We start from the raw sequence: 13,020 nt of genomic DNA on the forward strand, positions 1-13,020 counted from the left end.
CCAGATGGACCGGCATACAACCTGCGGGCGATGCTGCGACCGCGAGCTTCGGTCACACTGGATGCATGCCGCAGATCTGGGAACAGGGCCGACCCACGCGTCGGCAGCTGATCTTCGATCTCAGTTGTGCCGCGGCTTTCGCATTGTTGATCGGCATTGTCTACGCGCACGTCGGCCTCGCGCAGCTCGGCGTTGTCCTCGTGCTGGCGGGGGCGATGGCGGTGCGACGCCTCAGCCTGCCGGCCATGGTGCTCCTCGGGACGGCCGCCGCCGTCATACAGTTCGCCCATCCCGGGTGGTCGCTGCAACTGTTCGTCGCCGACGTGGCGTATGCCGCCCTCTTCTTCGTGCTGGGCGCTCACCCACGGGCCGCGGTGCGCCGCTTCGGGCTGGTCGCCGGCGGCGTCGGCTGTGCGTGCCTGCTTGTCTGGATGACGACGCTCGTCGACACCGGGAGCTCGACGAGGGCGCGCGTCTTCTCCGCCGGCGCAGTCACCGCCATGGCAGTGCTGGTCTGCGGTGGCGGCTGGGTCGCAGGCTTCCTCCGGCTGCAACGCCGGCGGTCCATTCAGTCCGAGCTCGACCGCGTGGAGCAACGCCGGCTCGCCGAGAGCTACGAGCATGAGCTGCAACGCAGCCGAGTCGCCGCCGACATGCATGACATCGTCGCGCACTCGTGGGCAGTCGTCGCAGCACAGGCCGACGGCGCACGCTATGCGCTGCGTGCGGACCCGGACGCCACCGAGCAAGCGCTCGAAGTGATCGCCGAGACCGCTCGTTCGACCATCGCCGACCTGCGCACCATCCTCGCCGAGTTGCGCGACAACGACGCCGAGCAGTCGACACCCGGGTACGAGCAGGCCGAGCGCCTCATGCAACGAATGCGCTTGACGGGCATGCGGATTCAGGAAAGGCGCACCGGTGACGCCGCAGGCTCGTCCCTGATTGCCCTGACCGCGTACCGGCTCCTCAGCGAGGCACTCACCAATGCGCTCAAACACGGCGATCTGGGGCAACCGGTCCAGGTCGAGCAGGACTGGACCAGTGGTTACCGGCTGCGCGTCGTCAATGCGGTCGGCGCTCCTGGCGACGGCACCGGGCACGGCATCATCGGCATGATGGAGCGAGCGGCCATCTCCGGCGGCCGCCTCGAGTCACGGCAGGTCGGTGGCGAATGGGTGGTCGATGCCGCCATACCCGATCCACAACGCAGTGCCGCGGACAGCACGCAAGACGCGAAGGAGTCGGCCAGCACGTGACGAACTCACCGATCCGGGTCGCGATGATCGACGACCAGGCGCTCTTCCGCAGTGGGCTGGGCCTGGTCATCGGCAGCCAGCCGGACCTGATCGTCGTGGGCGAGGCCGCCGACGGCGCCGACGCCCTCGAGCTGGTCCAGCGGACCTCGCCCGACGTCGTGCTGATGGACGTCCGTATGCCACGCGTCGACGGCGTGACCGCAACGCGCACCGTGTGCGAGAAGCTCGGCGAGCGAGCCCCGAAAGTATTGGTACTGACCACTTTTGACCTCGACGCCGCGGTCGCGGACGCCATCGACGCCGGCGCCAGCGGCTTCCTGCTGAAAGACGCTCAGCCGGAGTTCCTGCTCGGCGCGATCCGCGCGGTGGCTGCGGGCAGCCAGGTCGTTGCGGCAAACGCGACCAAATCGCTCTTCGAGCGGTTCCGCAGCAATCAAAACCGAACTCCAGGACGCGAGTACGACCAGCTCACCGCGCGCGAACGCGAGATCATGCAGCGCGCTGCGCAGGGCATGTCCAACGCCGAAATCGCCTCTGCCGAATATCTTTCCGAGGCGACCGTCAAGACACACATGTCCCGCATCCTGGCCAAGCTGCAGCTGCGCGACCGGGTGCAACTGGTCGTCTACTGCTACGAGCACGGACTTCTTTGAGACCTTGCGATGTATGGCGCACCGGCGCGTCATACATCTGAAGGTGTAGCCGAATTCGCTCGTGCGCCCGATGTGCTGAACCCACGGCCCAGCGACGCTTGAGGCATGTTCACCACACCCACCAGACCCAACGACCCATCGGTCGTTTCCTTCCGACAGGTCAGCAAGAGCTACGGCACCGGCGCAGGTGCGGTGCACGCACTGGCCGAGGTCGACGTCGACGTCCGACGCGGCGAATTCACTGCAATCATGGGCCCGTCCGGCTCCGGCAAGTCAACCTTCATGAACGTCGCGGCGGGCTTGGACGACGTGACTTCGGGCGGAGTGTTCCTCGACGGACAGCCGCTGCACACCATGGATGACACGGCCCGGACCATGCTCCGCCGCCGACAGGTCGGCTTCGTCTTCCAGTCCTTCAACCTGGTCCCGACACTCACGGTCGCCGAGAACATCGTGTTGCCCTTCCAACTCGCCGGGCACCGGGTGTCGCCCGACGAACAGCAATGGATCGATCACCTGGTGCACGTCCTCGGGCTCACCGAACGGATCGGTCACAAGCCTGCCGAACTCTCCGGCGGTCAACAGCAACGCGTCGCCATCGCGCGTGCCCTGGCGCCGCGCCCGGCGATCATCTTCGCCGACGAGCCCACCGGCAACCTGGACACCCGGTCATCCAGCGAGGTGCTGCAGCTGATGCGTTCTGCGGCAACGGAATACGGTCAGACGATCGCGATGGTGAGTCATGACCCGATCGCTGCGTCATACGCCGATCGAGTGCTCGTGCTCGCCGACGGCCGGGTCGTTGCAGATCACGGCCGGCTCTCTCCGCAGCAGATCTCCCAGCTGCTGCTCACCGCCGAAGGTGTCCCGGCATGAAGCGCAATCTCGTGCTCGGCTCCGCCCGCGAGCTCGGCACCGTGGGCCTCGTGGCCGGCTTGTCAGGTGCGTATGCCGGGGCACTGCTCACCTGCAGCTCCATGCTGTCGGCCATCAGTAAGGACACCGGCGGCTCGGTCAATCTGCTACTCACCGTGGTGTCCGTCGTCTTCATCGGTATGGCGTTGTATGTCGCCGCCGTCGTCATCTCCGCCGGTGTCACCACTGTCATTGCCGGACGACTGCAACACATCGCGACCCTACGTCTGCTGGGTGCCAAGAGCGCAGACCTCCGCCGCTCGGTCGCCGGGAGCACGGCTCGAATCTGCTTGTTGGGCAGCGTGATCGGTGTCGTCGCAGCGACGGCCGCAGTTGACGTGGTCCGCATCGTGCTGGTGCAACAAGGACACCTGCCTGATGCCGACTACCCGTGGCTCTCCGTTGGCGCGCCCGTCGCCGCCGTGGCGGTCACCGTCGTGGCCGCGGTCGCCGGCTGGGTCGGCTCCCGTCAGGTGCTGAAGGTCTCGCCCGCGGATGCGTTGGCCGGGACCACGGGTGCGCGAGTTCCGGGAGGACGACCGGGTCGTCTGCGGATCATCTTCTCGATGGCGCTGATCATCACTGGCACCGCGCTCTTCGCGTTGGCGATGGCGCTCGGCGAGCAAGGCGGCGCCGCAGGCTTCCTCGTCGCTTTCGTCGCCGCGTGCACGACGTCCACCGGACTGTTGGCCGGCGCCCGCTTCGTGCTGCCCGGCATCGTCGCTGTCCTGGGCCGACTGACCGGCGTCGACGCGGCGAGTGTGATCGCCCGACGCAACGCGGTCACCGACCCGGCTCGTACCACGCGATCCACGCTCGGCCTCTTCGTCGGCGTCACGCTGGTGGTGACCATCGCGTCCGGCGCCTCCGCCCTTCAGACAGCAGTCGCCGGGTGGCACAACATCACCACCACCCAGCGGCACGAAGCCCATCAGGTCTTGACCGTCGCCTCGACCGTCACCATCACCGTCGGGGTCGTCTCGTCGCTGATCGCCGCCATCGGCTTCGTCAGCACCATGTCACTCACGGTGATCCAGCGGCGCCGGGAGATCGGGCTACTGCGTGCGCTCGGCTTCACCGGCGCCCAGGTGCGCTCGATGATCACCAAGGAGTCGATGGCGATGTCGGCCGCCGCAGCGGCATCCGGGATCGCTCTCGGGCTGTGTTACGGATCCGCCGGTGCACAAGCGCTGATCGGCAACCAGAACAACGGCTTCGTCTGGGGGTTGCCCTGGCTCGTGCTGGTCGCCATCGTCGTCGGAGCACTGGCCGTCATACTGCTGGCCTCCCAGCCGCCGGCCCGGCGAGCCATCGCAACGTCTCCGGTCACGGCGCTGCGCGTAGACGCGTGACCGGCAGCTGCCTACCTCTTGATGTCGGGCAGTCGCCGGATCGCGAAGTAGCGCTCGTCGATCTCCTCGATGCCGAAGTGCCCGATCGGCACTTCACCGAGCACGATCTCCTCGTCCAGGCCGAAGGCGTGAATGGTCGACACGACTTCCCGCACCTGCTCGCCGTCGCGCAGCACTCGGAAGATGTTGGTTATCTCGACCCGGCCGTCTGGCACCGGCTGGGACTCGAACCAACGTTGGTATTCGTGTCGGCCCATCCGGGCGGAGTTCACCAGCTTTCGTTCGACCGGTTCGGACGGGACTCCGCCATACGAGCGACTCATCAGGATCGGTGCACCCGGCGCCAGAAATTTCGCCATCCGCTGCCAGAACGCGTCACGGTCCCGGCCGCCGAGGAAATAGATGACGTTGAAGAGCAGCGCTCCCCCACACTTGTCCGGTAGCCAGGCGTCCAGGATCGACTCCGGCAGCACGGTCGTGCGAGCCCGGATGTCCTCACGTTCGGCGATGCGCAGCATCTGCAGCGAACGGGTCAACGGCTCGGGCTCGACCGAGATGATCTCGGCCTGCGCGAACTTCTCGGCGAGAGTGACCGTGGTCAGCCCGCTACCGGACCCGATGTCGATCAGCGGCAGCTGCGGCAGGAAACCCGCTGCTTCCCAAGGGATCCCGTGAACGTAGTCACGCTCCGGATCGACCGGCAACCGCAGTACTTCGCCGAACTCGGCCCAGGCCAGACTCTCCCGATCGCGCGCCATTTAGACCTCCCGGCCGGAGGACGGAGAAAAAGTATCGGTTTCGATGCGGCGATGAGGAACGAATCGGCGCATCTTAGAAGCCCAATTTTGATAGCTGGTTGGGGTCGCGCTGCCAGTCCTTGGCGATCTTGACGTGCAGGTCGAGGAAGACCTTCTGCCCGAGCAGTTCCTCGATCGCGACGCGCGCCCGGGTTCCGACGTCGCGCAGTCGCGAGCCGCCGCGGCCGATGATGATGGCCTTCTGGCTGGACCGCTCGACGAAGATGTTGACCCGCACGTCCATCAGCGGACGATCGGCGGGACGGCCCTCGCGCGGCAACATCTCGTCGACGACCACGGCGATGCTGTGCGGCAGCTCGTCGCGCACGCCTTCCAGCGCGGCCTCCCGCACCAACTCGGCGACCATGACGTCGTCGGGCTCGTCGGTCAGCACACCGTCGGGGTAGAGCTTGGGCGACTCGGGCAGGTATTTCATCAGCACCTCGAGCACCGTCCCGACCTGCTCGCCACCGGTGGCCGAGCACGGCACGATCTCCTGCCACTCCCCCAGCTGATCGATGGCGACAAGGTGTTGGGCGAGCCGCTCACGGTCGACGGTGTCGGACTTGGTGGCGAGCGCGATCACCGGACGCTTGCGGCCGCGACGCAACTCGGCCAGCTCGGCGGCGATGAACTGGTCACCCGGGCCGATCCGCTGGTCGCACGGCAGGCAGAAGCCGATCACGTCGACATCCATCAGGGTCTCGCGCACGACGTCGTTGAGCCGCTGGCCGAGCAGGGTGCGCGGCTTGTGCAGCCCCGGGGTGTCCACCAGGATCAGCTGGGCCTCCGGCGTGGTCGCAATACCCCGGATCGTGTGCCGTGTCGTCTGTGGCTTGCTCGACGTGATCGCGACCTTCTGCCCGATGAGGGCGTTGGTCAGTGTCGACTTGCCGGCATTCGGCCGCCCGACGAGGCAGGCGAACCCAGCACGATAAGGCTTGCTCTCCTGTGACGAACTTCCAACTTCACTCATTGCAGTACATCCTTTGCCGACGTGCGTCCATCCTGCTGTATGGCGGCCGGCGTTTCGGCATCCGCCCCTGTCTCAGTGCTGTTGCCGTCGTGTTCGGACCCGTCGTTCGCCGGCACGCGCTCCACGAGCACGCTCGCGATCTGGTGCCGTCGGCCGGCCAGTCGCTCAGCGACAAGTCGCAGGCCTTCCACCTGTGCGGCGGCGCCCGGGATCGGCACGCGGCCGACCAGCTTGGCCAGTAGGCCACCGACCGTCTCGACGTCGTCGTCCTCGATCGTGACGTCGAAATATTCGGCCAGGTCATCGACCGCCATACGCGCCGGGACACGGACCGTGCCGTCGGGCAGCGGCTCGGGGCCCGGTGTGACCCGGTCGAACTCGTCGTCGATCTCACCGACGACCTCTTCGATGATGTCCTCGAGGGTGACCAACCCGGCAGTGCCGCCATACTCATCGATGACGACGGCGAAATGCCTTCTCGCCAGCTGCATCTCGCGCAGCAGGTCGTCGGCGGGCTTGCTGTCCGGCACGAAGGTCACGTCCCGCATGACGGAGGCGACCGGCCGGTCGAGCATCTCGTCGTGCCGGAAAACGCGCGCCGCGACATCCTTGAAGTAGAGAACTCCGTCGATGGCGTCCGGGCTACCGACAGTCACCGGGACCCGGGAGAAACCGGACCGCAGGAACAACCGCATCGCCTGGCCCAACGTCTTGCCGGCGTCGATGGTGAGCATGTCCGGGCGCGGCACCATCAGCTCTCGCACGACCGTCTCGTCGAGCTCGAAGACAGACTGGATCATCTTGCGTTCGTCGTCCTCGATCAGCTCCGAATCCGTTGCCAGATCGACGTATTCGCGCAGCTCTTCCTCAGTGTCGAACGGACCGTCGCGATAGCCACGACCTGGCGTCACGGCGTTGCCGACCGCGACCAGGGCACGGGCGATGGGGCCGAGGACGCGGTGCAGCCACAGCACAACCGCCGCCGAACCCAACGCGACGGAGATGGCGTGCTGCCGACCCAGCGTGCGGGGTGACACACCGACCAGCACGAACGAGACGATCGCCATGACGACCACCGCGACCAGGAGCGCGACCCAGAAGCTGTCCACGGCCTCCCGAACGGCGAGGGTGACCAGCACCGCGGCGGTGGCTTCGGCCCCAACACGCAGGAAGGCGAGCACCATCGCGACGGCAGAGCTGTCCTCGACAAGTCGGCTGAGCGCGTCGGCGCCGCGGCGTTTTTGCTCGACCAGGTCCTCGGCGGTATGGCGGCCGACCCGGCTGAGCGAGGAATCGATGGCCGCGAAGGCGAAGCCGAGGACGACCGAGACCAGTGCCGCGAGGAAGAGGAGAACCATCGGCGGTGTCACTCGCCGGTAGGCGGAATGATGCGCACATCCTCACCCTGCCGCTCACGGCCGGCCAAAAAGGTGAGCAGCAGCGTGCGCTGCAGCGAGAACATCTCGCGACGCTCGTCCGGCTCGGCGTGATCGAAGCCGAGCAGGTGCAGCAGACCGTGCACGGTCAGCAACAACAGCTCTTCGGCCGTCGTGTGACCGGCTTCGGCTGCCTGCTTCGCAGCGACGGTCGGGCACAGCACGATGTCGCCGAGCACTCCTTCGACCGGCTCGTCACCGGCCTTGCCGGGGCGCAGCTCGTCCATCGGGAAGCTCATCACGTCGGTCGGACCGGGTAGGTCCATCCACTGCTTGTGCAGGACTTCCATCGCGGACTCGTCGATGATGCCGATGTAGAGCTCGACCTCTGGGTGCACATTGAGCTCGTGCAACACGTAGACGGCGCACTCATGCAACTCGGGGAGGTCGACCTCGAAGTCGGTCTCGTTGAGCAGGTCGACGCTCATTTTTGGCGATCCCGCCGATCGGCGCGGACGACGTTGGTCGGACGGGCGGCTGCTCCGCGGGCGTCGAACTCCTCGTAGGCCTCGACGATCGCACTGACCAACCGGTGCCGCACGACGTCTTGGGCGGTCAGCCTGGAGAAGTGGATGTCCTCGACGTCGTCGAGGATGTCCTGCACGACCCGCAGCCCGGACGCCGTACCACCGGGCAGATCGACCTGCGTCACGTCACCGGTCACCACCATCTTGGAGCCGAAGCCCAGACGGGTCAGGAACATCTTCATCTGCTCGGCCGAGGTGTTCTGGGCCTCGTCGAGAATGATGAACGCGTCATTCAGGGTGCGACCACGCATATACGCCAGCGGTGCGACCTCAATCGTGCCGCTGGCCATCAGCCGCGGGATCGAGTCGGGGTCGATCATGTCGTGGAGGGCGTCATACAGCGGGCGCAGGTAGGGGTCGATCTTGTCGTTGAGCGTGCCGGGCAGGAAACCAAGCCTCTCGCCGGCCTCGACGGCCGGCCGGGTCAGGATGATCCGGCTGACCTGCTTGGCCTGCAGCGCGGCGACCGCCTTGGCCATCGCCAGGTAGGTCTTGCCGGTGCCTGCCGGTCCGATGCCGAAGACAACCGTGTGACCGTCGATCGCGTCGACATACTCCTTCTGGCCGAGGGTCTTGGGCCGGATGGTGCGTCCGCGGTTGCTGACGATGTTCATGGTCAGCACGTCGGCCGGACGCTCGCGAGTCCGCGCACGCAGCATGCCGATCGAGCGCTCCACGGCATCGCGGTTGAGCTGCTGCCCCGCGTCGATCACGGTCAGCAACTCGTCGAGCAGCTCCTCGACCAGCGCCATGTCGGCGGGTGGCCCGGCGAGGTGGAAGACGTTGCCACGCACGTGGATCGTCAGCTTCGGGAACGCCCGCTCCATCGTGCGCAACAGCTCGTCGCGCGGCCCGAGGAGGGTCACCATCGACACGTCCGGCGCGATCTCGACGGTGTGCTCGGCCTGAACGTCGCCCGTCGCGCCTGGGCCGGTGTCGCCGGTCGGCCGGTTCAGCGCTCCGGGCTGGGGATCATGGTGGTCACTTGTCATCGTGTTCCCAGTCTACGGGCGCAGCACGACACACTCGAATCAATTGCGTCCCGCCAGCAGCCCCGCGACCAGCCAGATGCCCGCACCGACGACGAAACACCACGCCATACGAGTGGTGGCGCCGGGTGCGCCGACCGATCCGGCGATCACACCGAACAGCGCCACCCCGAACGACGTACCGGTCTGCCGCGCGGCGTTGTTCAGGCCACCCACCACCCCGCTGTATGACGGCGCTGCCGCCACCGCCGTGGCGACCAGCGGCATCACCAGCATCCCGAGGGCCACGCCCGCGAGCAGCATCCCGGGGATCAGGGGCAGCACCGAACCCGGCGCGCGCCATACGGCAACCGCAAGGCAGATCTGGCCCACCACGCCGACCGCGAAACCGGCCCGTACCAACCGGTTCGGGCGCATTCGCACCATCCAGTGACGCCCGAGCAGCGGCACGAGGGTCAGCGGCGCGAAGATCGGCAGGGTCGCGAGCCCGGCGGCGAACGCACCACGCCCCTGCACCACTTGGAGGAGGAAGGCGAGGACCAGCAGCGACCCGTTGCCGACGAGGTTCATCCCGAGCGATCCGGCGCACGACCGCATCAGCTCGGGGTTGCGCCACAAGTCACGCGGCACCATCGGCGCCCGGACTCGTCGCTGGCCGGCAACGAACGCGAGCAGACTGACGGCGGCACAGGTGACCAGCAGCAGTCCAACGACGGTGAGCCCCGCCCGGCCCACCTCGATCAGCCCGCCGATGGCCGCAGCGAGACCGACGGTCGACGACACCGCCCCGAACCAGTCGAGCGGCCGCTCCTGCCGGTGACCGGTCGGCAGCCGGCCGGCACCCACCGTTGCCACGATCACCACGGGGAGATTGATCAGGAAGATCAGTCGCCAACCGCCCAGCCCGATCAGCCCACCGCCGACCAACGGACCGACGGCCACCGCCGAGCCGGACACACCGGACCAGATCGCGATCGCGCGCGCCCGTTCCTCGCTGCCTTCCCATATCGCCGTTATCAACGCCAGACTGGCCGGCAGCATCGCGGCGGCGCCGACTCCTGCACCAACCGGCCGATCACCAACATTGGCAACGTGATTGCCGCCGCACAACCGACCGATCCGACACCGAAGGCCACCAGACCCGCGACGAACGAACGCCGCGCGCCCCACCGATCGGCCACTGTTCCCGCGGTCAGCAGCAGCGCTGCCAACGGCACCGTGTAGCTGTCGACGACGGCCTGCGCGCCGGCGGTGCCGCCGCCCATCCCGTGCTCGATGCTCGGCAGCGCGACGTTGACGATCGACACGTCCAGCAGGACCAGGAACATCGCCGCACACAGGATCATCAGGCCGCCGCGCTTCGTCGTGGTCGCCGCGGTCGTGCCGAGATCGGTTGTCGTCATACGTTCGAGCGTGCTGCGCCGAAGCTTCGGTGGTCGCCGAAACGTCCGGGCCTCAGAATGGTCGTATGACGAAAGGCACCGGCATACACGAAGTGAGTGACGTCGCAGCGCTGTTCGCCGACCGGGCGCGTGCCCGGATGGTCGGCGCACTCATCGACGGCCGGCGGATGCCTGCCTCGCGGCTCGCGGCGGAGGCGGGGGTGAGTGCCGCGACCGCGAGCGGTCACCTGCGCAAGATGCTCGACGCCGGAATCGTGCGCGTCGAGGTGAGTGGACGACACCGGTTCTACTACCTGGCCGACCGGCAGGTCGCCGCCGCCTATGAAGCACTCTGCGCGATGACTCCCCTGCCGCCCATTACCTCACTGCGAGCCGGCACCCGGCTGCAGCGGCTGCGCATGGCCCGCACCTGTTACGACCACTTCGCCGGTCGGCTCGGCGTCGCAGTCACCGCGGCGCTGATCGACACCGAGGTGCTGGTCCCCCTCGACTCACACGCGGACACCCGCCGCCGCAGTACCGACCGGCTATCTGCACCCGTCGGTGCAGGGCATTTCACCCTCGGCCCGCTCGCGAACGACGAATTGCGTTCGTGGGGCATCGATCTCGCGTATGTCGAGGGTCTCTCCCGGCCGACACTGCGCTTCTGTCTGGACTGGACCGAGCAGCAGGAGCACCTGGCCGGCGCCCTCGGCGCGGCGATCCTCACTGCCGCGCGCGAGCGGGAATGGGTCCGCAGCGGACCGCGGCCACGGGAGTTGGCGGTCACCGACTCAGGCGCCGAAGGGTTCGCCCGGCTGGCACCCGCGATCTCCGATCAGCTGGCCGGGTAGTCACCAGCGGGTGCGCGCGAGCAGGACCGCGAGCGCGGTCGGCCCGGCATTCGAGGCGCGCAACACCGTCGGCCCCAGGCGTATGGCGCAGCCGCCGACACCCTCGAAAGCTGTCAGCTCGTCGGGCGTGATGCCACCCTCCGGACCGACCACCACGACGACTTCGCCTGCGGGCGCATCGAATTCGGCGATCGACTGCTCCGCGTCCTCATGGAGTATGACGACTGCGTCCGCCTCCTGCAGGCGAGTGACAGCGGTCCGACTCGTCAGCAACTGCTCGACCACCGGCACCGTGGACCGCCGGGACTGCTTGCTCGCGGCCAAGGCCAGGGACTCCCACTTGCGGTGAGCCTTGACGGCCTTGTCGCCCCGCCATTGCACGATGCTGCGGTCCGCCTGCCAGGGGATTACCGCGTCGACACCCAACTCGACAGCAGCCTCGATCGCCTGCTCATCGCGACCGCCCTTGGCCAGTGCCTGCATCAACACGAATCGGGTTGTCGGCTGGTCGGATTCGCGCAACGAACCAACCCGAATCGTGAGCTGGTCGCGAACCGCGGTGACGATCTCACCTTCGGCGACCCGCCCGGAGCCGTCGGCGACCTGCACGGTTTCGCCGGCCTGGAGTCGACTGACCACCACGGCATGACGTGCCTCGTCACCGGACACCGCGACGATGTCGCCCACGACCGATCCGTCGAGCGCTCCGGGCGCAGCGAAGAACAGGCGGGAGGTCACGCGTTTGCTACTTGGCCTGGAAGGCGTCGCGCAGCTTGCCGAACAGGCCCTTCTCGACGCGACCGAAGCGCGCCTCGGGGCGCTCCTCGCCGCGCTCCTTGGCCAGCAACCGCAGCAACTCTTCCTGCTGAGGGTCCAGCTTGGTGGGCACTCGCACGTTGGCGTGCACCAGCAGGTCACCGCGGACCTGCGAACGCAGGTGCGTGACGCCGAGCCCGCGCAGGGTGATCACGTCGCCGGGCTGGGTGCCCTGCGGGATCGTCACGTCCCGCTCGCCGTCGAACGTCTCGAGCGGCAGCGCGGTGCCCAACGCGGCAGCAGTCATCGGCAACTCGACCGAGCAGTGCAGGTCGTCGCCGCGGCGCTGGAAGGTCGCGTGCTTGCGGACCCGCACCTCGACATACAGGTCGCCGGCAGGACCACCACCGGAGCCGACCTCGCCCTCGCCGGTGAGCTGGATGCGGGTGCCGGTGTCGACACCGGCGGGCACCTTGACGGTGATCGTGCGACGGTCGCGCACGCGGCCCTCGCCCGAGCAGTTGAAGCATGGGTCGTCGATGATCTCGCCGTATCCGCGGCAGGCCTGGCACGGACGCGTGGTCATGACCTGACCGAGGAAGGACCGCTGCACCTCCTGCACCTGACCGCTGCCGTGGCAGATGTCGCAGGTGTGCTTGCCGGTGCCCGGCCGCGCGCCGTCGCCGTGACACACCGAACACGCGACAGCTGTGTCGAAGGTGAGCTCTTCCGCACCGCCGAAAACTGCTGTGCCCAGATCGATCTCGACCGCGATGAGCGCATCCTGACCACGCTGCATACGGGAGCGCGGGCCACCCTGCGCTGCGCCGTTGCCGCCGAAGAACGCGTCCATGATGTCGGAGAACGAGAAGCCCTGGCCGTAGCCCGCGCCGCCACCGGCCATGGCGTAGGGGTCGCTGCCCATGTCGTAGGCACGCCGCTTCTCGGCATCACCGAGCACGTCATACGCCTGGGCGACCTTCTTGAACTGGTCGGACGCCTCCTCGGACGGATTGACGTCCGGGTGCAGCTTGCGTGCCAGCTTGCGGTAGGCACGCTTGATCTCTTCCGGGCTCGCGTTCTGTGCGATGCCCAGATCGCCGTAGTAGTCGTTCACGAAGTTC

12 protein-coding genes and 1 pseudogene are annotated in these 13,020 nt (G+C 67.6%); 5 read left to right on the plus strand and 8 right to left on the minus strand.

All coding sequences use genetic code 11. From position 1 onward, the window contains the following. Positions 1-65: 65 nt before the first annotated feature. From ACFQDH_RS20715 to ACFQDH_RS20730, 4 genes are all read left to right on the plus strand, one after another. The gene (locus ACFQDH_RS20715) at positions 66-1,259 is read left to right on the plus strand and encodes a sensor histidine kinase (RefSeq protein ID WP_382404266.1); all 1,194 of its coding nucleotides are present in this window, start codon (positions 66-68) and stop codon (positions 1,257-1,259) included. After that, positions 1,256-1,912, plus strand: coding sequence for a response regulator (locus ACFQDH_RS20720; RefSeq protein WP_382404267.1), 657 nt, complete (start codon positions 1,256-1,258; stop codon positions 1,910-1,912). Before ACFQDH_RS20715 ends, ACFQDH_RS20720 begins: the two co-directional genes overlap by 4 nt. 105 nt (positions 1,913-2,017) lie before the next feature. After that, a complete protein-coding gene (locus ACFQDH_RS20725) occupies positions 2,018-2,788 on the plus strand; it encodes an ABC transporter ATP-binding protein (RefSeq protein WP_382404268.1) in 771 nt (256 codons plus the stop codon). Then, positions 2,785-4,179: an ABC transporter permease gene (locus ACFQDH_RS20730; protein WP_382404269.1), complete on the plus strand. Its 1,395-nt coding sequence runs from the start codon at positions 2,785-2,787 to the stop codon at positions 4,177-4,179. The genes ACFQDH_RS20725 and ACFQDH_RS20730 overlap by 4 nt, the downstream gene beginning before the upstream one ends. An 11-nt stretch (positions 4,180-4,190) precedes the next feature. On the opposite strand, the gene ACFQDH_RS20735 is transcribed toward ACFQDH_RS20730, so the two are convergent. From ACFQDH_RS20735 to ACFQDH_RS20760, 6 genes and pseudogenes are all read right to left on the minus strand, one after another. Continuing rightward, entirely contained in the window at positions 4,191-4,937 is a 747-nt protein-coding gene (locus ACFQDH_RS20735; RefSeq protein ID WP_382404270.1) for a class I SAM-dependent methyltransferase, read from the minus strand. A gap of 73 nt (positions 4,938-5,010) precedes the next feature. Then, positions 5,011-5,952, minus strand: coding sequence for a GTPase Era (gene era, locus ACFQDH_RS20740; protein ID WP_382404271.1), 942 nt, complete (start codon positions 5,950-5,952; stop codon positions 5,011-5,013). Next, positions 5,949-7,310, minus strand: a complete 1,362-nt coding sequence (locus ACFQDH_RS20745) for a hemolysin family protein (protein WP_382404272.1) — start codon at positions 7,308-7,310, stop codon at positions 5,949-5,951. Before ACFQDH_RS20745 ends, era begins: the two co-directional genes overlap by 4 nt. A gap of 8 nt (positions 7,311-7,318) precedes the next feature. Continuing rightward, positions 7,319-7,816 (minus strand): rRNA maturation RNase YbeY, encoded by a 498-nt coding sequence (gene ybeY / locus ACFQDH_RS20750; protein WP_382404273.1) that lies wholly within the window; start codon positions 7,814-7,816, stop codon positions 7,319-7,321. Beyond that, positions 7,813-8,907 carry a PhoH family protein gene (locus ACFQDH_RS20755; RefSeq protein WP_382404274.1) on the minus strand — a complete coding sequence of 365 codons (1,095 nt, stop codon included), beginning with the start codon at positions 8,905-8,907 and terminating at the stop codon, positions 7,813-7,815. The genes ybeY and ACFQDH_RS20755 overlap by 4 nt, the downstream gene beginning before the upstream one ends. Before the next feature lie 39 nt (positions 8,908-8,946). Further along, positions 8,947-10,307: pseudogene (locus ACFQDH_RS20760) on the minus strand (MFS transporter). A 65-nt stretch (positions 10,308-10,372) separates the two neighbouring features. Between ACFQDH_RS20760 and ACFQDH_RS20765 the strand changes: the two are divergent. Further along, positions 10,373-11,140, plus strand: a complete 768-nt coding sequence (locus tag ACFQDH_RS20765) for an ArsR/SmtB family transcription factor (protein WP_382404275.1) — start codon at positions 10,373-10,375, stop codon at positions 11,138-11,140. Here ACFQDH_RS20765 and ACFQDH_RS20770 read toward each other — a convergent pair whose 3' ends face one another. Beyond that, positions 11,141-11,878, minus strand: coding sequence for a 16S rRNA (uracil(1498)-N(3))-methyltransferase (locus ACFQDH_RS20770; protein WP_382404276.1), 738 nt, complete (start codon positions 11,876-11,878; stop codon positions 11,141-11,143). 7 nt (positions 11,879-11,885) lie between these two features. Then, positions 11,886-13,013, minus strand: a complete 1,128-nt coding sequence (dnaJ, locus tag ACFQDH_RS20775) for a molecular chaperone DnaJ (protein ID WP_382404277.1) — start codon at positions 13,011-13,013, stop codon at positions 11,886-11,888. Between the last annotated feature and the right edge of the window lie 7 nt (positions 13,014-13,020).

Source organism: Flexivirga alba (assembly GCF_042661025.1).
Classification (GTDB): Bacteria; Actinomycetota; Actinomycetes; order Actinomycetales; family Dermatophilaceae; genus Flexivirga; species Flexivirga alba.

Coding starts and splice junctions, on each gene's coding strand:
- ACFQDH_RS20725 (WP_382404268.1), top strand. CDS start 2,018: ATGTTCACCACACCCACCAGACCCAACGACCCATCGGTCGTTTCCTTC.
- ACFQDH_RS20765 (WP_382404275.1), top strand. CDS start 10,373: ATGACGAAAGGCACCGGCATACACGAAGTGAGTGACGTCGCAGCGCTG.
- ACFQDH_RS20755 (WP_382404274.1), bottom strand. CDS start 8,907: ATGACAAGTGACCACCATGATCCCCAGCCCGGAGCGCTGAACCGGCCG.
- ACFQDH_RS20730 (WP_382404269.1), top strand. CDS start 2,785: ATGAAGCGCAATCTCGTGCTCGGCTCCGCCCGCGAGCTCGGCACCGTG.
- ACFQDH_RS20745 (WP_382404272.1), bottom strand. CDS start 7,310: ATGGTTCTCCTCTTCCTCGCGGCACTGGTCTCGGTCGTCCTCGGCTTC.
- ybeY (WP_382404273.1), bottom strand. CDS start 7,816: ATGAGCGTCGACCTGCTCAACGAGACCGACTTCGAGGTCGACCTCCCC.
- ACFQDH_RS20735 (WP_382404270.1), bottom strand. CDS start 4,937: ATGGCGCGCGATCGGGAGAGTCTGGCCTGGGCCGAGTTCGGCGAAGTA.
- era (WP_382404271.1), bottom strand. CDS start 5,952: ATGAGTGAAGTTGGAAGTTCGTCACAGGAGAGCAAGCCTTATCGTGCT.
- ACFQDH_RS20715 (WP_382404266.1), top strand. CDS start 66: ATGCCGCAGATCTGGGAACAGGGCCGACCCACGCGTCGGCAGCTGATC.